The following is a 19,949-nucleotide window of genomic DNA, read 5'->3' as shown; positions in this document are numbered from 1 at the left end:
CACATTGGTATAAATAGGATTACAATAATTAAATTATTGCACTAGCTAATGACTATGTTTAGATACGAATTAATGTCTTACTCATCGTAATATTTATAGCTGAGAGAACTAGGGTCATGCCGTCTATCAAATTGACTTCTCGACTTGTACCATGTTTAGTTTCTCTGCCACTATTTCACATGCGTCAAGTAATGAATAAAATAAGCTTTCTAATTCAGTTCGACTTCCAATAAGCAATTTTTGCTTTAGCGTGTTCTCATCTTCTTTTAGGTTTTGGGTATATTTAATAATGTCGGTGAGAATTTCGTTGTCTCTGTAGTATTCCAAAACCTGAGTTTTTTTAGTTGGATAGAAACCACTTTTTAGGGTTTGTAAAGGGCGCAAACAACCATGATCAGTGAGTTTCATCATCAGTCCAAGCATATAATGTGCCCGATGTCCATATGTACCAGAAACCAGATAAGCACGAGCTATTTGCCTTATAGTAAATAGGTTGTTAATAATACCATATATATCGCTTTTCAATGATGGTTTCATTTCTAAAGCGAGATTGCCATAAACACGCTTAGTTCCATTAATGAGCGCATATGCTCTGAAACTAGGATATTGGTGAACATTCGATGCGCTATATACGGAGATGGATAAATCCTTAAACCTAGATTGAGTTGAGCGGATTGCTTCAAGAACAACCGTATCAACTTCATCCACGATAGCAATAGAGTCTATATCTGAACCACTTCGCATATCACCTCGGGCAGCACTACCATGGAGATAAAAGGCTAATAATCTATCTCCAATAAACTGCCTTAAGAGAATAATCACTTGATCAATGAGGGGTTGTAATGAAAGAAGATCGTCTACTTTACCATGTGCTGGAACAATACGTGTCTCCGGGTACAAGTGCTGCAATAATGTCGAATAGTACTCCGCGATTCCACTTAACCGTGCCGCTGAATCACGAAAAACATTAATATTGGACAAAAGTTCTTCTTCGAACTTTTGCCAGGATGTATTGCAAGTGATCAACCAATTAAGGTCTTCTGTTGGTGCTTTCAAAGCATACGCACTATTTTTGTGAATACAGGATAGTTCCGTCGATTCGAGCAAACGATATAGCCCCAATTCAGCGTAACGCATTGCCCACCCAAGCTGGCGTACTCCCCAAACGTGAGTCTTTGGCGTCAAGTTTCTGAGGTAATAAAGACGCGCAATATGAGCAACACTAAAGACTGCTTGTCTATATATATCAAGATTCCCTTTGATATTAGGGAATATCACATCATTGATTTTTTCCGACCGTAAGAGCCAAGAATTTTTAGTAAATTGCCACATACAATGAGGCGGATAATATGATAACTCACTAATAGTAAGATAATTTAAGGTAAACTCAAAAAACTCCGCCTGAAGGTATCTTAGTGATGCAATGCAACCTGTGACGAAATTATCAGGTACAATCACGTAGAAATGCCTCACACACCGAGAAGAATAATCAGGTTGGCGGAGATATGAATCAGTTTCCACAATACCGAGGAGATTCTCTGCAAAAACCTCTAATGCGGACTGAATAAAATAGTCAGTTCTTGCGTTCATATAAATTTACCCTATAAGAATATCAAGTCTATAAATCATGAATCGAATCAAGCTACATGTTTTAATAGGTTATAGTCATAAACAACAGAGATCTCAATTAAAAATGGTTCATTAAGAAGATATGCTTGTTCCAAAACTTTCGGAAGTTCTTCTGGATTCTTGAGAAAAGCAGATTTCATACCGTTAGCATTCGCCAATAGATGAAATTGAACCGGTCCTAGCTCCGTCATACCTTTTACCGGTTCTTCACTGTGTAAGCCTTGATGACCGATGAAAAACAATGTGCTGATTGACCGGGATGGAGATATATTTCGTCAGCAACAGTCGCCGGGCATAGACCCGTGGCCCCTCAACCCTGATAATTGTTCTAAGCAATGGGAGAAAATTTAAGAATAGCCGACACTTTTCCAGCTATCTGGAGGGTGCCCAAAGAACACAAAATTCACCGTTATCTCAAACCATTACCACAACATCACACATTTTCAGGTATCAGAGAATACTTGGTGCACAAAGCGCATATCGACGCAAGCACACCCAGCAATACGGTAGATCAACTCATTGCAAGTTATAATCCCGGCGCCTTCCATAATGAAGTTGTCAAACCATGATCGACCAAAGTTAACTGATCGGCATATATCGCCTGCCAGTTCTCTTTAGCCTTTTGATACACTTCATAATGTTCAGGATTTGGCTGATATTCATGTTGCCAACGCACCAGTTTTTCCCCTGTCGCGCTCATGGCATCATAAAGCCCAACCCCCACGCCAGCAGCAATAGCACATCCCAAAGCGGTAGACTCTTTGACCATCGGCACCCGAACCGGCAGCCCTGTCACATCAGATAAAATCTGGCTCCACAATTTTCCTTTCGAACCACCGCCAGCAAATACCAGTGAATCCGGTTTAACAGCCGAAAATGCAGAAATCAGATCCAGATTACAGGCCGAGACAATCGCCGCATTTTCTTCCAATGCACGGAATAATGTCGCTTTATTGCATTTCTCAGGATCTATAGAAAGGTTAATAAAAGAAGGTGCCGCGTGATACCAGGCTTTAAACCGCATCACGTCAGAAAAAATCGGCATGACGCCATAAGCGCCGGCGGGTACTCTGGCGGCCATATCTTCCAGTAAGTTATATGTATCAACGCCAAGACGCTCCGCCAATAATTTCTCTTCCGCGCAAAATGCATCCCTAAACCAACGCATTGTCAAACCGGTAAAGAAACTGATGGATTCCGCCTGAACCATACCGGGAATAACATGCGGGTTTATCCGGGTATTCATATTCGGGTCAGTGACCGGCTCTGGTAAATTGACAACCTGCTGCCAAAACGTACCACCAAGAACCGCGGTTTGGGCAGGCTTGACAACCCCTAAGCCAAGACAACCGAGCTGTACATCACCTCCACCCATAATGACCGGTGTTCCAATATTAAGCCCGCATTGAGAAGCAGCTTTTTCAGTGATGTAACCTAACAGGGTGCCTGTCTCTTTTACCGGAGAAAGAATATCAGAACGCAAACCGGCCATCTCAAGCAGGTTGGGACGCCAGTCACGGCTCACCAAATCCAGCATTCCTGTGGTACCGGCATTAGAGGGATCGACTGCCAATTCACCACTGAGCATATTTGCCAGCCAATCACTGATCATCGTTAAAGCGGCTGCCTGACGGTAAATATCCGGGCGGTGATGCGCAAGCCATAACAGACGAGGCATCGCCCCCAGCGCTAACGTTTGCCCTGAACACTGATAAACATCATATTCAAAAGTATTGTTATACAGCGCTTTCAACTCGCTCACTTCACGACTGGAACGCGCATCTACATTAGCACAGGCCCAGATCGGCTCACCGTTGCTGTCATAAAGCACAATCCCTTCCCGCATAGAGCAGGACGCCACCCCCTGGATAGCACTGGCGGGCAATTCCGCCGTTTTCAGTGCCTGGCGGATACACTGGCAAGCCAGTTGCCAGTTCTTCACTAAATCAAACTCCATTGAACCCGGTACATCAGGTACAGGCTGATGTATCCATTCAGCCTGCCCTGCGGCTATCTGATTCCCTTCAAGATCAAATATTACTGCACGAACGCTCCCTGTTCCTGCATCAAGCGCCATCAGATATTTTCCCGATGGATTAACACTACGGCGTTGATTCATGATGCTATCCTCAATTTAATGACTTTTTGAACTTATAGCCTTACCTCAAATTTTTTCTGTTTATTCACGGATAGATTGAATGTGGATTCAGCGCAGCAAATTCAGCATCGCTCTGGCGGTCTGTTCTTCCGTCACCAGCGCATTGATATATTGACCATTAAGTGCAGCAACAATGGCTTCCGCTTTGTCCTCTCCTCCCGCAACACCGATAACCGTCGGAATCGTTTTCAGTTCCGGCATAGAGATACCAATAAGCTCTTGATGAATCTGCATATTTTCCACCAATTGACCATCTGCTTGCATAAAATAACCAAGGATATCGCCCACCGCACCTTTCCGGCCAAACATCAGTTGTTCACCACCGCTGATATAGCCAGAACGCATAATTGTCGCCTGCTGTTTCTGATTAACTGCGCCGATACCAACGATAGCCACATCAGCCGCGCAAGCTGCCAACAGCACATCACGGACGCTGCTCTCCTGACGGAATGTTTCGGCTACCTGCGCAGTCGAAGCACGCAGTGGTGTGGGGATAATACTGATTGGACAGGCGGCATCCAGCTGGCCGATGCCAGTCATATAAGGACCGACCCCACCGGACAATGTGACTAGCCTGATTTGTTGTGATGAGATAAAACCACTTAAATGCTGCAATGTGCACATGGTGGTTTCACCAAACCCGACTGCCAGTAATTGCTGTGGTTCAATCAACACCATCAGCAAATGGGCCGCCCCAACCCCCAATCTGGCATTAAGATTCATATCAGCCAGTGCAGGTAAAACGCGCACCTGTTTCAAAGAGAAATGTTTTTGCAGGGTATCTTCCAGTTCCAGACACCCCTCATAACGGGAGTTAATTTGTACCCGAATCACACCTGACTGCCGCCCTTTTTCCAGTAATCTGGAAACTTTTAACCGGCTCAAACCCAACAGATCGCCGATGTCCCCCTGTGTCAGGCCATCGTGATAGTAAAACCATGCAATACGCGCAAGCAGCTCTTCTTCACTCATGCTATTACCCGGATAGGTGTCTTCGGACGACACATTTTTCTCTTTAACTGATTTTTCTTTCGCTGATTTTATCGACATAACCACTTTCTTTTATCCGCACTCAACAGATAACCATTAAAACGTATAACACGCCAGAGTCTTACCGTAAAAATTTGAACATAATATTGCGCAGATCTAATTTTTTCACAAAATGTGATCTAAATAGTGCCAATATCATAATTTAACAGCTACCATGTTGAACAATTGTTTTTTATTTACATAAATGTTCATTTTTTTGCCTCAGCACCTGCATTAAGAGGATGCCGCGATGTTACATAACAACACCGCAGTACCACCGCTATTAGAAGTCAGTGGCATCAGTAAGCAGTTTTCCGGCGTAATGGTACTAAAACATATTGATTTTACTCTGCTTCCAGGGCAGATACATGCTCTGTTAGGGGGTAATGGTGCAGGCAAATCAACACTGATGAAGATCATTGCCGGTATAGAACAACCGGATAAAGGATCTATCAAGATTGACGGCAATAATGTTAGCCATCTCAATCCCACCAAAGCACATCAACTTGGTATTTATCTGATACCACAGGAACCATTGCTGTTTCCTAATTTGTCTGTACAGGAAAATATCCTGTTTCGTTTGCCCAAGCATCAGGCAGATAAAGCCAGAATGAAACATTTGCTGGAATTACTTGGCTGTCAATTAGATCTCAATGCCAATGCAGGCAGCCTCAATGTTGCCGATCAGCAACTGGTAGAAGTTATGCGTGGCCTGATACGTAATTCAAACGTTTTAATTCTCGATGAACCTACTGCCTCCCTGACACCGGCGGAAACCGAACGCTTATTTACCCAGCTCCGTGAACTACAGCAGCAAAGCGTCGGCATTATTTTTATTTCTCACAAAATCCCTGAAATTCACCAGTTGGCGGATCAGGTGAGTGTCATGCGTGACGGTGGCATTGCGCTGAGTGGTAAAACCTGTGATTACACCACGGATGACATCATTCGGGCTATTACACCCGCAGCGAAAAATAAACCCTTAACCGACACAGAAAAGCGGTGGTCAGAGCTGAACGATAACCCGCAAAAGACCTCATCTGATTTACCTGTATTGACAGTGACTGACCTGAATGGCGAAGGTTTCCGCAATATCACGTTATCAGTGAAACCCGGCGAAATTTTGGGTTTGGCCGGTGTTGTCGGTGCGGGTCGTACAGAATTAGCCGAAACACTTTATGGCCTGCGTCCTGTGCTATCTGGCGAAATCAAATTAAAACAGTGTCCAATTACCAGGCTAAAAACTGTTCAGCGTCTGAAACAGGGGTTAGTCTATTTGCCAGAGGATCGACAATCATCAGGGTTATTTCCGGATTCATCCCTAAGCTGGAATATCTGCTCGTTAACCCATAACAACCGTACATTTTGGGTACACCCTACTTATGACGCCACCGTCGTTGAACGCTATCGTCAAGCTTTGAATATCAAATTTAGCCATATCAATCAGCCAGTCAAAACCCTGTCCGGAGGTAATCAGCAGAAGATTCTGATTGCTAAATGCCTCGAAGCTCACCCCGCAGTACTTATTATTGATGAACCCACACGTGGCGTGGATATCGCGGCACGCAACGATATTTACCAACTGATTCATAATATCGCCCAGCAACAGGTGGCGATTATTTTCATTTCATCCGATCTGGATGAGGTGGTTCAGATGGCAGATCGGGTATTAGTGATGCATCAGGGAGAAATCAATGGCGAGTTGACTAAACAACAAATAGATGTCGATACCATTATGCATATCGCCTTTGGTGAACATAAATCACAGCAGGCTGTCTCCACCATAAAAACAGATAAGGCGGCATCATGTTGAAATTTATCCAGAACAACCGCGAAATAACCGCATTAATCGCCATTCTTGCCCTGTTTGGCTTACTGGGCGTTATCGACCGGCAATACTTTAGTTTGCAAACCGTCACCCTGATTTTCAGCAGTGCGCAGATCCTTATCCTGCTTGCAATGGGTGCAACATTGGTCATGCTGACCCGCAATATTGATGTTTCTGTCGGCTCCATTACCGGCTTATGCGCGGTTATCATGGGGATGTCACTGAATGCGGGATTCAGTTTGCCCGTTTCCTGTTTGTTCACTCTTCTGCTCGGTATGTGTGCCGGGTTGTTTAACGGCGTGTTGGTCACCTGGCTAAAAATTCCCGCCATTGTTGCCACCCTTGGCACGCTGGGGCTTTACCGTGGATTCATGCTATTACTCACCGATGGTAAATGGATTGAAGGTCTGCCTGATGAACTGAAAAGTCTTTCCGCACCGCTATGGCTGAATATCTCGCCCATCGGCTGGTTGTTAATGATTTTGGTACTGGCAATGGCCTGGATCCTGGCAAAAACCGCTTTCGGCCGTGGCTTTTACGCAACAGGTGACAACCTGCAAGGCGCACGCCAGCTTGGTGTCCGTACAAACAGCATCCGGATTATCGCTTTTTCAGTTAACGGTGTTATGGCGGCTCTGGCCGGGATTGTTTTTGCTTCCCAGATTGGTTTTATCCCCAATCAAACCGGTAATGGGCTGGAAATGAAAGCTATCGCGGCTTGTGTGCTGGGCGGTATTAGTTTGCTCGGCGGGACAGGTTCGGTGATTGGCGCTATTTTAGGTGCATTTTTCCTGACCCAGATAAACAGCGGATTAGTGCTGCTAAAACTTCCTGCCTGGTGGAACGATTTTATTGCCGGATTTGTTCTGCTGGCCGTGCTGGTTTTTGACGGACGCCTGCGTTGTGCGATTGAGAAGAATATCCGCCAGCAGAAATATGCCCGTTTCCTCAAAAATGACAAAAATAATCAGGTGACATAATGAATATCGGTCAGCGTTATGGCTGGGAATTCGCCTTAGCCGTATTACTGGTTATGGAAATTTTGTTATTTGGTATAGCAAACCCACGCATGTTGGATATCAATATACTGTTATTCAGTACCAGTGATTTTATCTGTATCGGCATTGTTGCCCTGCCACTGACTATGGTTATCGTCAGTGGTGGTATTGATATCTCATTCGGTTCGACAATTGGCCTGTGTGCAATATCGCTGGGTGTGATGAATCAGGCGGATATCCCGATGGCCGCAGCCATTCCCCTGACGCTGATGGTCGGTGCAATGTGTGGCATAATCAATGCAGCGCTGATTTTATATACCGGCGTTAACCCCCTGGTTATTACGCTCGGTACTCTGTACCTGTTTGGTGGCAGTGCGCTTCTGCTTTCCGGTATTTTCGGCGCTACAGGTTATGAAGGGATTGGCGGCTTTCCACAGGCATTCACTGACTTCGCCAATCTGACTTTATTAGGCCTGCCTGTACCATTAGCTATGTTTATCATCTGTGTACTGGTTTTCTGGCTTTTCATGCATCGTACTCACAGTGGACGCAACATTTTTCTGATTGGTCAAAACAACAAAGCTGCCTACTATACCGCCATTCCGGTTGCCCGAACCCTGTATTTTATCTATTCCCTGACTGGTATCGCCGCCGCTATCGCCGCTATTGTGCTGGTTTCCTATTTTGGATCGGCGCGTTCTGATCTTGGTTCGTCATTTCTGATGCCGGCAATCACCGCCGTCGTATTAGGTGGGGCCAATATTTACGGCGGTTCGGGCTCAATTATCGGTACAGCACTGGCTATGCTGTTAATCGGTTATTTGCAACAGGGGTTACAGATGATCGGTATACCGAACCAGATATCCAGCGCCCTTTCCGGCGCACTGCTGATTATTGCGGTAGTAGGCCGTTCAATCAGTTTACATCGTCACCAAATCCGTGGCTGGATGCAACGCCGACGAAATCAGAAATTACCTTCCTGATCTCTACAGAGGTAACGTCATGCGGAAACCCAACAATAGGAGAAAGTAATGAAAGCACCAATCCTGAAAAAACTGGCGCTGATCAGTGTATTAAGTCTGGCTTGCACCTCTTGGGTACATGCAGCTGAAAGAATCGCTTTTATCCCTAAACTGGTCGGTGTCGGCTTTTTTACCAGTGGAGGTCAGGGAGCCGTAGCCGCCGGAAAAACACTAGGTGTCAGTGTGACCTATGATGGACCAACAGAGCCCAGTGTTGCCGGACAGGTCCAGCTTATCAATAATTTCGTCAACCAAGGCTATGACGCTATTGTGGTGTCTGCAGTTTCACCGGAAGGCTTGTGCCCTGCACTAAAACGGGCAATGAAACGGGGAGTGAAAATCCTGACCTGGGATTCAGACACTTCACCGGAATGCCGTTCTATCTATATCAATCAGGGAACACCAAATCAATTAGGCGGAATGCTGGTTGATATGACCGCTAATCAGGTGAAAAAAGAGCAGGCCAAAGTTGCGTTTTTTTACTCCAGCCCAACAGTCACCGACCAAAACCAATGGGTAAAACAAGCCAAAGATAAAATTGCCGCAGAGCACCCAGGTTGGGAAATTGTTACCACTCAGTTTGGTTATAACGATGCCACGAAATCCTTACAAACTGCAGAAGGGATTTTAAACGCCTGGAGTGATCTGGATGCAATTATTGCTCCGGATGCCAACGCCCTACCTGCGGCTGCACAGGCTGCGGAAAATCTGAAACGACAAGATGTTGCGATAGTGGGTTTCAGTACCCCCAATGTCATGCGCCCCTATCTTGAACGCGGCACCGTGAAACAATTTGGGCTATGGGATGTTGTGAGTCAAGGCAAGATTTCAATCCATGTCGCCAACGAATTACTCAGGAAAGGTGATTTAAATGTCGGCGATAAACTCGATATTCCTGATATTGGCACCGTCGCAGTTGCACCAAACAGCATTCAAGGCTACAGCTATGAAGCCAAAGGAAACGGTATTGTTGTTTTACCTGAACGGGTGATTTTCACCAAAGACAATATCAATCAGTACGATTTCTAATTCTACTGCCCGGCAATCTCCGCCATTAAGGGTTGCTGGCCCAGTGTAAGCTAGTTAGGAGAGGAAAAATGGCAGATTTAGACGATATTAAAGATGGTAAAGATTTTGGTCTTGATGTCCCGCAAAAGAACAGTTTATTTGAACTGAAAGGTTGCGGCGCACTTGATTGGGGAATGCAATCACGGCTATCACGTATTTTCAATCCCAAAACCAATCGAACGGTTATGCTGGCTTTCGACCACGGTTACTTTCAGGGGCCAACAACTGGCCTTGAGCGCATTGATATCAATATTGCGCCGTTGTTTCCGCATACTGATGTATTGATGTGTACCCGCGGTATTCTTCGCAGTCAGGTTCCGCCCGCAACCAATAAACCGGTGGTTTTACGTGCTTCCGGTGCCAACTCGATTCTGACGGAATTATCCAATGAAGCAGTCGCTGTCGCTATGGAAGACGCTTTACGCCTGAATGTCTGTGCGGTAGCCGCTCAGGTGTATATCGGCTCTGAACATGAGCATCAGTCGATCAAAAATATTATCAAGTTAGTCGATCAGGGAATGCGTAACGGGATGCCAACTATGGCAGTCACCGGCGTTGGCAAGGATATGGTTCGGGATCAACGTTATTTTTCTCTGGCGACCCGCATTGCTGCCGAAATGGGCGCGCAAATTATCAAAACTTACTATGTCGATACTGGCTTTGAACGTATTGCCAGCGGATGCCCGGTACCTATTGTGATCGCTGGTGGTAAAAAGCTGCCAGAAAAAGAGGCGCTGGAGATGTGTTATCAGGCAATTGATCAAGGCGCCGCGGGTGTCGATATGGGACGCAATATTTTCCAATCCGAAGCACCGGTTGCTATGTTGAAAGCCGTTCACGCGGTCGTACACCAGAATGAAAATGCCAGTAAAGCTTATGAGCTGTTTTTAAGTGAAAAAGGGTAAGGAGAATTGAGATGCACGTAACTATGGTTGAAATTAATGTTAAACAGGACAAATTAGATAAGTTTCTTGAAGTTTTCCGCTTCAATCATCTGGGTTCAATTCAGGAAGAAGGTAATTTGCGCTTTGATGTATTACGGGATGAAAATATTCCTACCCGTTTTTATATTTATGAAGCGTATGTCGATGAAGAGGCTGCCAATGCACATAAAAAAACACCTCATTATCTAAAATGTGTTGAAGAGCTTGCATCCCTGATATCTGAGCCAAGGAAGAAAACCTCTTTTATTGGTGTGATGCCAGAAATAAAATAAATAACATCAATATAACGATAAAAGATAATGCTGTTTATAATTTGCTGAAAAACCCGGGAGGGGATATCCCACCCGGGGATTCTATTCCTGCGTTTTTCTTGCCGATCAGTAAAATCAATGAGCAATAACGCCTAACAGAATATCCAAGTACCAAAGCCAACATTACTGAATATCATATTAGCAATACCGATATCGCTAATGAATCATTGCCTATAAATTAATTCAAATGGTTGACTTTTACTCAGATTACGCTATTTTTGAGGAATGGAAAGAGTCTTGATCAACATTCTCCTCATTAGAAGATACTAAATCAGAATACTTCAAAGTGCTTTCCAAACAGGCAGACATACCTACGTTTGACCTTTTGATAGCATGATGGAAGTTAGAAAAAGAGATGAAGCTAAAAATCAAACTACTTTCTTACATATACCATTCATACAAATGACACAGGAGTAAACATATTGTGGCTGACTTAATTTATTTAACAATAAAAGGGAAGGATCAGGGATTAATTTCCGCTGGTTGCTCGTCACTTGACTCAATTGGTAATAAATACCAGGCGAATCATCAGGATGAAATTTTGGTTTACAGTTTAAGCCACTCAATGTTGCGTAAGAAAAATGTCAATCATCAACCGGTGATAATTAAAAAGCCTGTCGATAAATCAACGCCTTTATTAGGTGTTGCAATTTCCAATAATGAATTATTGGATTGCTTTATTGATCTTTATCGGATAAGTTCAATTGGAGGACTGGAATTATATTTTAAATTAAAGCTCATCGGGGCTAAAATATTGGAATACAGTGTCCTCCATCCTAACTCTTTAGAACATAATGATCAGCAACCTCAAGAAACATTATCATTAATATATAAAAGCATAACATGGAGCCATGTTATCGCAGGGACGAGTGGTTATAGTATATGGGAAGATACGGTATATTAATACCTAATAAAATCCCCACTTATTTAGGAGGTGGGGTTTTACAACTTGAAAATAGGCTGCACTTTGTAAACCACTAAGTAAATCTCAATCCTTTTTACCTTCTTTTTGTTCTTCCTTTTCTTCACGATAAAACTTACTCACGGGCATCAGACAGGAATACGAAATAAAAAAGAACAAAGCACCATAAGTAATTGAATCATAATTATAGATACTAAAATAACGTGGAAATATATATATCAGCACTCCACCATTTACTAAAATAGTATATTGAATAAAAGTAAAAACTGAAAGAATAATAGAAAAAAACACTGCTTGAATATAAATCTTTACGTATCCTCTCAGCTTAAAAAGTATAATAAATACTAAAAAAGATATTGTGTAATAAACAATAACAAAAAAGATATTGTAATATGACAATGTCACATCATTATTCATTTTTTTCACCATTACTCTTACTTTCTTCTTCCTCTGCATCAGATGTATCACAATAAGATTTACTCACAGGTAAAAGACAAGAATATATAACTAAAAAAAACAAAGCCCCATAAAAAATTGAATCGTAATCGTAAATACTAAAATAATGTGGAAATATATACATCAGCACCCCACCATTTACTGCAATATTATATTGAACAGTATCAACAGCTATAAGGAAAATAGTAAAAAGCACTGCTTGAGTATGGACCCTTACGTACCCTCTTAGCTTAAAAAGCATAATAAATACGAAAATAGACATTATGTAATAAATAATAACAAAAAAGAAATTATAATATGATAATGTCACATTATCATTCATTTTTTTCACCATTAGAAATCGAATAAATACTGAAACCAGTCACAGCATCACCGATAATTTCAGCAATCAAAGGTACTTTCCCCATCTCTTGCCACCCTCTGATATAATCAGATTTAATATATCTAAATAGACGAAAAGTCCCAGGCCTCACAATAGATCTTACCATTCCGTACCCAGACAACCCCAGATCTACATAGCCATAAACCATATCACCATCAGCTTCACTATAACCAAGTGTTTTAGCCACATCACAATAAACACCTCTTGCCGGACCTGAAACCTCTTTTCTTAATAACAGGTAATACCCATTCTCATAAACATTATTTCCTCCTTGCACTAATAATGGAACACCAAAACCCGCACAAGCTGCACCGAGGGAGGCCACGCACACCCCAATACCGGCAAAAATTTGAGAACCACCACTAACAAAACCAACTTGTTTCAAAAATAAATTGATTCTTTCACCATTTTTTTCTTTTTGAACAATCAGATATTGCTGGCTATCGTTTATTCGCAGGTCAAATTCCTGTTTCTTCAGATTATCTATTTCACTTTGAATGATTTCAATACCCCCATCAACAGACAAGCAATTTGAGCCTACCTCGTGATTAACCTTTCTTATTAGTTCATTCCGAAAAAAAAACGTTTTTGCTTCTAACATCAGAAAGATATCGTAAATTGAGCCTGGATGATATTTCATTTAACTCTCTAATTTTTGCCTCTAAACAACTATGATGCTTTGATGAAAATACCATTTTAACCTCTAAACTCGTTAATTCTAACTTATACGATCCTCAAACAACACGTGCATCGTTCCACCATCTTGTTTAAAAAATCACTGTAAACCCTGAATCCGTGGGTGCTGATTATAGATTCCAGTGGATAACCAACATTATTAAACCACAATAAATAAACAATCAATAGGTTTTCCTGCTGACAAAATACACTAGAATGAAAATACCAGCAAAGCCTATGAGTTGTTTTTGGGTGAAAAAAATAAGCAGGATAAATTCAATAGAATTCTCTCTAATATTTATTGAGTTCTTCTATTAAATCGTCTTGGCTCAATCCAGGAAGAAGGTAATTTACGTTTTGATGTATTACGGGATGAAAATATTCCTACCCGCTTCTATATTTATGAAGCATATATCGATGAGAAAGCTGCCAATGCACATAAAAAAACACTCCATTATCTGAAATGTGTTGAAGAGTTTGAACCCCTGATACCCAAACCAAGGAAGAAAACCTCTTTTATTGGTGTGGTGCCAGAAGTGAAATGGTAGATTCACATAATAAGTGCAACATCGTTGAATTATAACTTCGCTTCCAATGAGCCCGCTCACAGAATTAAAGAAAAAAGCCGAAAAATCCGGCTCTTCTGTTAGAATTAGGTCGGGTGCTTGAAGCCGTCTGCTTCAAGCCTCGGTAAGTTGCAGACAGCAAAAAGCCCCAAATGATCTTTCAATCAATTTGAGGCTTAATGTTATGTCCGAACAACATAATCTTAGCCTCTTAACTTCGTAAGGGCAAGAAAATGTCACGAAAACTGTTGCTGTATGGCCTGGTAGTGGTCTGTTTGACACTGTTAGCGTTTACTTGGCTTGTACGCGACTCACTGTGTGAGATCCGCATTCAACAAGCAAACATGGAGTTCGCGGCGTTTCTGAACTACGAAGTTAGAAGCTAACCGTGGGGCAGGGTTCTCCCTGCCCTTTCGGTGGTTATCGTTGTCGGATAAGGCTTCTAGCACCCAAATTAACAAACCTGTTAATACATCAACGCCTTTATTCGGTGTTGCAATTGCTAATAATGAATTATTGGATTGTTTTATTGATCTTTATCGGATAAGTTCAAATGGAGGGCTGGAATTATATTTAAAAAAACATAACACCATAACTAATTGAACTATAATCGTAACCAAGAGAAGCCACGCACACCCCAATACCGGCAAAAATTTGAGCCCCACCATCAACAGGCAAGCAATTTATTCCTACCTCTTAATTAACGCTTCTTATTAATTCATTCGTTTCGAAAAGAAAATCACTTACGCTTCTAACATCAGAAAGATATTGTAAAATGAACCTAGATTATTTCAACCAAAATAATCACTGTTTCTAACAGTGGAAATCCCACTGAATAAAAAATAACATAACTTGACTGCGGGATATTGATCTCATCAAAAGATGACCTTGTGGGAGAGATAACAATGAATAACCATTATGATGTTTTGATTATTGGCGCGGGTATTGCTGGCATTGGTGTAGCATGTCATTTAACAAAGAAATGTCCTGATAAGAAATTTATTATCTTAGATCGTCGCCATACAATAGGCGGTACCTGGGATTTATTTCGCTATCCGGGCATTCGCTCAGATTCAGATATGATGAGCTATGGCTATAAATTCCGTCCTTGGACAGACACCAGTATTTTTGCAGATGGGCCTTCAATTAAAAGTTATATCCATGCAACAGCAAAAGAGTATGAAATTGATAAGAAAATACAGTTTGGGATAAAAATCACGCAGACTGACTGGTCAAATGCGACTCGCCAGTGGACCGTTACCGCGATTGACGAAATCAGTGGTGAAACCCGGCAATTCACCTGTGATTTTCTCGTCGCTGCAACAGGTTATTACAACTATGATGAACCTTATTTACCTGAATTCCCCGGCATTGACGATTTCAAAGGCCCGGTAATTCACCCTCAACACTGGCCTGAAGGATTGAATTATAAAGGCAAGCGGGTTGTTGTCATTGGTAGCGGCGCAACAGCAGTCACTTTACTTCCTGCTATGGCAAATGATACTGAACATATCACGATGTTACAGCGCTCCCCGAGTTATGTTCTTTCAATACCAGGAAGAGATAAGATAGCAGAATACTGCAAAGGCATTATTCCCCAGCGCTGGATTTACACATTGAGTAGAAATCGCAATCTCTTTCTGTACCGTTTACTTTATAAAACGAGTCGACATTTACCTAACTTATTGAAATCGTTTTTGCTGGCGTCAGCTCGCAAACGTGTCGGCCCAGACTTTGACATGAAGCACTTTACTCCAAAGTATATGCCATGGGATGAACGTCTGTGTTTTATTCCCAGTAGTAACCTATTTAAGGTATTAAAAGAAGGTAAAGCATCTATCGTTACTGACCATATTGAACGCATAACTGAAAACGGTATCTTATTACAATCCGGCAAAGAATTACCTACGGATATTATTGTTACAGCGACCGGGCTGAAATTACATTTTATTGGTGGAATTGAACTCTCTATTGATGGGCAAAAACAACAAAGTCATGATCGAATGCTCTATAAGGGAACGTTGATACAAAATATCCCCAATTTTGCCTGTCTGTTTGGTTATATCAATAACGCTTGGACGTTGAAAGTTGATCTATCGGCGGAATACATCTGCCGTTTGTTGAACGAGATGGAGCGTCGCGGTGCGACGGTTGTGACACCATATGCTCAACCGGGTGAAATGCTGGAAGACGAAAATATTTTTGGTGCTTTAAAATCCGGTTATATAAAACGTGCAGGGGATTCTCTTCCTCGTCAGGGACGCAGCTCAACCTGGCAGGTTCCACATGATTACAAAAAAGATCAACAAGTTTTGGGACAGCCTATCGATGATGCCGCGTTGAAATGGACATAACCGCATCCACCCTGTCACGTTCTTGACGAGTCTGACACAAACCTCAGTGGGCAGAAACGACGAGTCCCGCCGCTTTTAATGCGTTTATGCCCTGCTGTTTGATATTTAATGCGGCATTGATGTCTCTATCATGTTCAATACCGCATTCAAGGCAGTGCCAGAAAAGAAGCTGATCATGTGCACCTGCTGGTAACCTATCCACCGAAATTAGCTGTCAGTGTCATGGTCAACAATCTAAAAGCCCGATAATTTAACACTGATATAACGAATTGACTAATCATCAGGATCACCACCACCTATATTTATTGGCACCATAGCAAGATCATCAATAATAGTTTCAATGTCTTCCATAGCGCTTTCTGATTCAGAAACAGATTTTGACTCGATAATAACGGATAAACTATTTTTATTTACACGATCCTCGAACAACATGACGGCTATTCCATCGTCCTGCTTAGAAGACCACTGTAAACCCTGAGCTTCAAAGTGTTGGTTATGGATTTTAGCAGCTAACCGTTGCGTAAAAGGGTATTTATCTGCTGTAGAATCAATTACCTGTGATTTGGTAAACCCCCATCGTCTTAATGTTCTGGCACTTAATTCAACTAAAACTAAATCTGTGACTGGTTCAATAACTGAGTATACTTTTTGGTTAAGGCCCTCATAATCAAATGGCAGCCCCTCTGAAGGCGATCCAACATCGTGAAAAAGTGTTTCCATCGCAGCTGTACCAAAATCCCCAGCACCATACAATGTCCCCGTTGCTTTTATCGGATTAAACCGCCCTGAGCCATAACCAGGATTAAACTGAACAGCAGAAAGTGCCTCATGGTGAAGACGATAAATAGGCTTTCCTGCTTTCCAGATACAATAATTACTTATACTCAATCTTTCTGGAAATTCTAGAGTTCCTTGTAATTCATGATCTTTTTTCTTAACCATGAACACCTCTTTCCAGTTCTCCCCTAGCAGCAATAAGGACTTGCTCTGGCATTGTTCTCAGGACTTCCTTGGGTTTTTTATTACCTAACCAACTATTATTTGAACCAAACCAAACAGCTAATCCCCAAGAAGTCTTTTTATCACCAAATAACGTGATTATTTTCTTAACAATATCAAGAGGCTTAAAATCTTCATTCAAGGCATATTGAGGAAAATAATCTTTACCATCAATCGTAATCGCAAAAATCTTATTACTGTTTTTCCATCTGTTCGGCCCTGCACTCTTATTGCTGGATTTAAACCCATACCCATCTGAAATAGCCACTGAGGTTAACCAGATTGAATCTGATAGAATTGATTCCTTTAAAGCCTTTCGGCGTGCTGAAAAACGAGTGTCACGATCCTGCTTATGTTCAGATGATAGTTTCCTGACAGAGTTATCTGCCTTATCGTCACAAATAGCAATAGAATTCACCGTCGCAACTGCGGCGTTTACTGCAACATATAAGGCTTTACTGTATTCAGAAGTACTAGCTATGTTACGATCCAGTTTGATAACTAAATATTCAGCATCTTTATCAATCTTACGATCGATGAGTTCAGATCCACTCAATGTTTCTACTTCCATTGATTTCTTCACCTTAGCGGACGAATACATTCTGGTTGTCATGGTGTACCTTCTCATAACAGCAATATGGATATATTCAATATATAGGATATATTGTGACTAGTCACCATAGCGCCAATAATAAATATTGTTGTTACATTGTAACCCTTATGTATAAACAAAATTTTTACTCAAAGGAGGAATATTCATTGCTGTTATAAGAAAGGAATTTAAGAATAAAAACAATGAGATCCACCTTTTCGGAGTTTAGCGATTCAACTCAAACAGAGAGCGAAATTAATCTATTTTTTGATTAAAAATGACTTCATCGAAATCATCATTACGCGTCAGCCACAGAAAAAGTGCTTTTAGAACATCAAGTGTAAATTCGTCAAAACGAACAGTAATTTCCTCCAGTGTCAGCCAGAACACATCGTCAATTCCTACTGCCTGTAAAACGACTTACTAAAACATGCTATTAATGCAATTCAATAATCACTCATCCAAAATATTTCACTAATCCTGTAATACCTGACTATATTAAGACAAGATTGAAGTCCTGCCAATATCACCACTGAACGAAGATTAAAATACGATAAATTCGTTTACCGCATTCCTTTTATATCACTGATAAATTTCAATATTTAACTACCCAAAGAAAGTGTTAAGTTAAATTTCGCAAATAAAACCACCTATCATATAAGTATAAAAACAACAGCCTGGCACCCATTAGAGCTGTAAATTACTGGGCTGCTCCAATCGGAGATTATAATCAATATACCTATATTGAAGTCTACCCCGGAGAAACTAAAACACTCACAGCACCGATTAATGCTATTTATTTCTATAGAATTGTAATCATCAATCTCAGCGATAGTATAACCGCAGAAATCGAAGTTACATCGCAGATATGGAACTGGGGCTAACCTCTGACCAGGTCGTGTCCCTCAACAATAATTGGCAATATTATTAAGGGGCACGGCCGAATATCACTAACACTGCAAGCATGACCAAATAGTTCATATTATAAATAGAACCATTATTGGTGGTAATAACTCAATCAATCAATTTATTGCTAAGAATAACAGCATCGAAATCATTATTACGCGTCAACCACAGAGAAAGTGCTTTCAACGAATCGGGGGTGAATTCGTCGCAACGCGCGGTGATTTCTGCCGGTGTCAGCCAGCATACATCATCAATTTCCGCTTCCTGTAAAGCAAATGGGCCATGACTGATGCAACTGAATAATGCGCCATAGATACGGCAATTCTGTTCCTCATAATAAAAACTACCGTGCTCGGCAAAAGGAACGCCTGCGATACCCAATTCTTCTTCTGCTTCGCGCCGGGCTGCATCCAACATATTTTCACCCGCCAGCGCAACGCCTCCTGCGGTCGCATCCAATTTTCCCGGATAAAAATCTTTAGTTTCTGTACGATGCTGAACCAGAATTTTTCCCATACCATTATGAACTACGATATAAGTGGCACGGTGCCGTAAACACTGGGCGCGCATCTGCTGACGTGTAGCCTGAGCAATGACTTCATTGTCTTCATTGACAATATCGATCCACTCAACACCCTCTGTATTCTCTTGTTCCATCTTTAAAAAACCTTTTTTATTAGCAAGAAATTGCAAGTCTATAGAATGGTTAACCTATTCAAAATCACCAAATTGATAGCGGCTCTACGAAGTTATTCGTTTCGGACGCTTCATGCAACCCTTTGACTGAACCCAAAATAGGGCACCTGATAAACCGTAATGCGATCAAATTCTTACCAGCAGTGATAACGGGGTTGATTACCTGCACCTTATCAACTTCAAAAACCAGAAAAGAGGGGCTAATTCATTTATGCCCCTCATTATGCCAGCATTATTTTACAGTGATCTATCATTTGGCTATTAATATCAATTCACCCATCGGGGTACTCAACCCATTCACCTTTTCCGTTAATTATAGTCACCTTCGGTATATTCATATGGATCCGTTTAATCTCAGTACCTTATATGGCTTAATACTTACGTAAACCAGATACTAATGTTACTAACAAGCAT

At 41.7% G+C, this 19,949-nt stretch carries 19 protein-coding genes and 4 pseudogenes; 11 read left to right on the top strand and 12 right to left on the bottom strand.

Annotation, left to right across the window (positions count from 1 at the left end):
- Window positions 1-126 precede the first annotated feature (126 nt).
- The 4 genes from PTE_RS03720 to lsrR form a co-directional block, all read right to left on the bottom strand.
- A complete protein-coding gene (locus PTE_RS03720) occupies window positions 127-1,590 on the bottom strand; it encodes a nucleotidyltransferase domain-containing protein (protein ID WP_036843264.1) in 1,464 nt (487 codons plus the stop codon).
- 47 nt (window positions 1,591-1,637) lie between these two features.
- On the bottom strand, window positions 1,638-1,820 hold the full coding sequence (locus PTE_RS03715) for a thiamine pyrophosphate-dependent enzyme (protein WP_036843263.1): 183 nt from the start codon (window positions 1,818-1,820) through the stop codon (window positions 1,638-1,640).
- Between the two features lie 335 nt (window positions 1,821-2,155).
- A complete protein-coding gene (lsrK, locus tag PTE_RS03710; protein ID WP_036843261.1) occupies window positions 2,156-3,748 on the bottom strand; it encodes an autoinducer-2 kinase in 1,593 nt (530 codons plus the stop codon).
- 87 nt (window positions 3,749-3,835) lie between these two features.
- Window positions 3,836-4,837, bottom strand: a complete 1,002-nt coding sequence (gene lsrR, locus PTE_RS03705) for a transcriptional regulator LsrR (protein WP_152962307.1) — start codon at window positions 4,835-4,837, stop codon at window positions 3,836-3,838.
- A gap of 229 nt (window positions 4,838-5,066) precedes the next feature.
- Between lsrR and lsrA the strand changes: the two genes are divergently transcribed.
- The 7 genes from lsrA to PTE_RS03670 all read left to right on the top strand — a co-directional run bounded on the left by lsrA (window position 5,067) and on the right by PTE_RS03670 (window position 11,891).
- The gene (gene lsrA / locus PTE_RS03700; protein WP_036843258.1) at window positions 5,067-6,629 is read left to right on the top strand and encodes an autoinducer 2 ABC transporter ATP-binding protein LsrA; all 1,563 of its coding nucleotides are present in this window, start codon (window positions 5,067-5,069) and stop codon (window positions 6,627-6,629) included.
- Complete coding sequence (lsrC, locus tag PTE_RS03695; protein WP_036843257.1) at window positions 6,623-7,624, top strand: autoinducer 2 ABC transporter permease LsrC; 1,002 nt, start codon at window positions 6,623-6,625, stop codon at window positions 7,622-7,624. Before lsrA ends, lsrC begins: the two co-directional genes overlap by 7 nt.
- Window positions 7,624-8,625 carry an autoinducer 2 ABC transporter permease LsrD gene (gene lsrD / locus PTE_RS24830; RefSeq protein WP_036843255.1) on the top strand — a complete coding sequence of 334 codons (1,002 nt, stop codon included), beginning with the start codon at window positions 7,624-7,626 and terminating at the stop codon, window positions 8,623-8,625. The genes lsrC and lsrD overlap by 1 nt, the downstream gene beginning before the upstream one ends.
- Before the next feature lie 48 nt (window positions 8,626-8,673).
- Window positions 8,674-9,693, top strand: a complete 1,020-nt coding sequence (gene lsrB, locus PTE_RS24825; protein ID WP_036843253.1) for an autoinducer 2 ABC transporter substrate-binding protein LsrB — start codon at window positions 8,674-8,676, stop codon at window positions 9,691-9,693.
- 68 nt (window positions 9,694-9,761) lie between these two features.
- The gene (gene lsrF / locus PTE_RS03680; RefSeq protein ID WP_036843251.1) at window positions 9,762-10,637 is read left to right on the top strand and encodes a 3-hydroxy-5-phosphonooxypentane-2,4-dione thiolase; all 876 of its coding nucleotides are present in this window, start codon (window positions 9,762-9,764) and stop codon (window positions 10,635-10,637) included.
- 11 nt (window positions 10,638-10,648) lie between these two features.
- Window positions 10,649-10,948, top strand: a complete 300-nt coding sequence (lsrG, locus tag PTE_RS03675; RefSeq protein ID WP_036843249.1) for a (4S)-4-hydroxy-5-phosphonooxypentane-2,3-dione isomerase — start codon at window positions 10,649-10,651, stop codon at window positions 10,946-10,948.
- Between the two features lie 463 nt (window positions 10,949-11,411).
- Window positions 11,412-11,891: an Hcp family type VI secretion system effector gene (locus tag PTE_RS03670; RefSeq protein WP_036843248.1), complete on the top strand. Its 480-nt coding sequence runs from the start codon at window positions 11,412-11,414 to the stop codon at window positions 11,889-11,891.
- Window positions 11,892-11,975: 84 nt separating this feature from the next.
- Here the strand turns inward: PTE_RS03670 and PTE_RS03665 are convergent, their stop codons facing one another.
- From PTE_RS03665 to PTE_RS03655, 3 genes are read right to left on the bottom strand one after another with little or no spacing between them, the layout of a single operon-like run.
- The gene (locus PTE_RS03665) at window positions 11,976-12,326 is read right to left on the bottom strand and encodes a hypothetical protein (protein ID WP_036843247.1); all 351 of its coding nucleotides are present in this window, start codon (window positions 12,324-12,326) and stop codon (window positions 11,976-11,978) included.
- Entirely contained in the window at window positions 12,319-12,687 is a 369-nt protein-coding gene (locus PTE_RS03660; RefSeq protein WP_036843246.1) for a hypothetical protein, read from the bottom strand. The genes PTE_RS03665 and PTE_RS03660 overlap by 8 nt, the downstream gene beginning before the upstream one ends.
- Window positions 12,680-13,387, bottom strand: coding sequence for a DUF4225 domain-containing protein (locus tag PTE_RS03655; RefSeq protein WP_245218985.1), 708 nt, complete (start codon window positions 13,385-13,387; stop codon window positions 12,680-12,682). The genes PTE_RS03660 and PTE_RS03655 overlap by 8 nt, the downstream gene beginning before the upstream one ends.
- 340 nt (window positions 13,388-13,727) lie before the next feature.
- Here PTE_RS03655 and PTE_RS23250 point away from each other — a divergent pair.
- From PTE_RS23250 to PTE_RS03645, 3 genes and pseudogenes are all read left to right on the top strand, one after another.
- Window positions 13,728-13,970: pseudogene (locus PTE_RS23250) on the top strand (antibiotic biosynthesis monooxygenase); the annotation flags it as partial.
- A 251-nt stretch (window positions 13,971-14,221) separates the two neighbouring features.
- Window positions 14,222-14,374, top strand: a complete 153-nt coding sequence (locus tag PTE_RS23245) for a Hok/Gef family protein (RefSeq protein ID WP_070974790.1) — start codon at window positions 14,222-14,224, stop codon at window positions 14,372-14,374.
- Between the two features lie 519 nt (window positions 14,375-14,893).
- On the top strand, window positions 14,894-16,342 hold the full coding sequence (locus PTE_RS03645; RefSeq protein ID WP_036843244.1) for a flavin-containing monooxygenase: 1,449 nt from the start codon (window positions 14,894-14,896) through the stop codon (window positions 16,340-16,342).
- A gap of 43 nt (window positions 16,343-16,385) precedes the next feature.
- On the opposite strand, the pseudogene PTE_RS24820 reads toward PTE_RS03645, so the two are convergent.
- Window positions 16,386-16,502 (bottom strand): annotated as a pseudogene (locus tag PTE_RS24820) (zinc ribbon domain-containing protein); the annotation flags it as partial.
- A gap of 5 nt (window positions 16,503-16,507) precedes the next feature.
- Between PTE_RS24820 and PTE_RS23235 the strand changes: the two are divergent.
- Window positions 16,508-16,585, top strand: a pseudogene (locus PTE_RS23235) (transposase); the annotation flags it as partial.
- A gap of 30 nt (window positions 16,586-16,615) precedes the next feature.
- On the opposite strand, the gene PTE_RS03640 reads toward PTE_RS23235, so the two are convergent.
- The 4 genes and pseudogenes from PTE_RS03640 to yfcD form a co-directional block, all read right to left on the bottom strand.
- A complete protein-coding gene (locus PTE_RS03640) occupies window positions 16,616-17,284 on the bottom strand; it encodes an RES family NAD+ phosphorylase (protein WP_036843243.1) in 669 nt (222 codons plus the stop codon).
- Window positions 17,277-17,912 (bottom strand): hypothetical protein, encoded by a 636-nt coding sequence (locus PTE_RS03635; protein WP_051477126.1) that lies wholly within the window; start codon window positions 17,910-17,912, stop codon window positions 17,277-17,279. Before PTE_RS03635 ends, PTE_RS03640 begins: the two co-directional genes overlap by 8 nt.
- Before the next feature lie 276 nt (window positions 17,913-18,188).
- Window positions 18,189-18,329: pseudogene (locus PTE_RS24815) on the bottom strand (NUDIX hydrolase YfcD); the annotation flags it as partial.
- A gap of 618 nt (window positions 18,330-18,947) precedes the next feature.
- Window positions 18,948-19,496 carry an NUDIX hydrolase YfcD gene (gene yfcD / locus PTE_RS03630; protein ID WP_036843240.1) on the bottom strand — a complete coding sequence of 183 codons (549 nt, stop codon included), beginning with the start codon at window positions 19,494-19,496 and terminating at the stop codon, window positions 18,948-18,950.
- Window positions 19,497-19,949: the final 453 nt, after the last annotated feature.

The sequence above is a fragment of the Photorhabdus khanii NC19 genome (genome assembly GCF_000517265.1).
GTDB classification, from domain to species: domain Bacteria; phylum Pseudomonadota; class Gammaproteobacteria; order Enterobacterales; family Enterobacteriaceae; genus Photorhabdus; species Photorhabdus khanii.
This window is presented reverse-complemented; position numbering and strand designations above follow the sequence as displayed.

Bases quoted from the DNA above. Each gene is read 5' to 3' on its own strand.
- lsrB (WP_036843253.1), top strand. From the start codon at position 8,674: ATGAAAGCACCAATCCTGAAAAAACTGGCGCTGATCAGTGTATTAAGT.
- PTE_RS03715 (WP_036843263.1), bottom strand. From the start codon at position 1,820: ATGACGGAGCTAGGACCGGTTCAATTTCATCTATTGGCGAATGCTAAC.
- PTE_RS03640 (WP_036843243.1), bottom strand. From the start codon at position 17,284: ATGGTTAAGAAAAAAGATCATGAATTACAAGGAACTCTAGAATTTCCA.
- yfcD (WP_036843240.1), bottom strand. From the start codon at position 19,496: ATGGAACAAGAGAATACAGAGGGTGTTGAGTGGATCGATATTGTCAAT.
- PTE_RS03655 (WP_245218985.1), bottom strand. From the start codon at position 13,387: ATGAAATATCATCCAGGCTCAATTTACGATATCTTTCTGATGTTAGAA.
- PTE_RS23245 (WP_070974790.1), top strand. From the start codon at position 14,222: ATGTCACGAAAACTGTTGCTGTATGGCCTGGTAGTGGTCTGTTTGACA.
- PTE_RS03665 (WP_036843247.1), bottom strand. From the start codon at position 12,326: ATGAATAATGATGTGACATTGTCATATTACAATATCTTTTTTGTTATT.
- lsrR (WP_152962307.1), bottom strand. From the start codon at position 4,837: ATGTCGATAAAATCAGCGAAAGAAAAATCAGTTAAAGAGAAAAATGTG.
- PTE_RS03720 (WP_036843264.1), bottom strand. From the start codon at position 1,590: ATGAACGCAAGAACTGACTATTTTATTCAGTCCGCATTAGAGGTTTTT.
- PTE_RS03635 (WP_051477126.1), bottom strand. From the start codon at position 17,912: ATGGAAGTAGAAACATTGAGTGGATCTGAACTCATCGATCGTAAGATT.
- lsrG (WP_036843249.1), top strand. From the start codon at position 10,649: ATGCACGTAACTATGGTTGAAATTAATGTTAAACAGGACAAATTAGAT.
- PTE_RS03660 (WP_036843246.1), bottom strand. From the start codon at position 12,687: ATGAATGATAATGTGACATTATCATATTATAATTTCTTTTTTGTTATT.
- lsrA (WP_036843258.1), top strand. From the start codon at position 5,067: ATGTTACATAACAACACCGCAGTACCACCGCTATTAGAAGTCAGTGGC.
- lsrK (WP_036843261.1), bottom strand. From the start codon at position 3,748: ATGAATCAACGCCGTAGTGTTAATCCATCGGGAAAATATCTGATGGCG.
- lsrF (WP_036843251.1), top strand. From the start codon at position 9,762: ATGGCAGATTTAGACGATATTAAAGATGGTAAAGATTTTGGTCTTGAT.
- lsrD (WP_036843255.1), top strand. From the start codon at position 7,624: ATGAATATCGGTCAGCGTTATGGCTGGGAATTCGCCTTAGCCGTATTA.
- lsrC (WP_036843257.1), top strand. From the start codon at position 6,623: ATGTTGAAATTTATCCAGAACAACCGCGAAATAACCGCATTAATCGCC.
- PTE_RS03645 (WP_036843244.1), top strand. From the start codon at position 14,894: ATGAATAACCATTATGATGTTTTGATTATTGGCGCGGGTATTGCTGGC.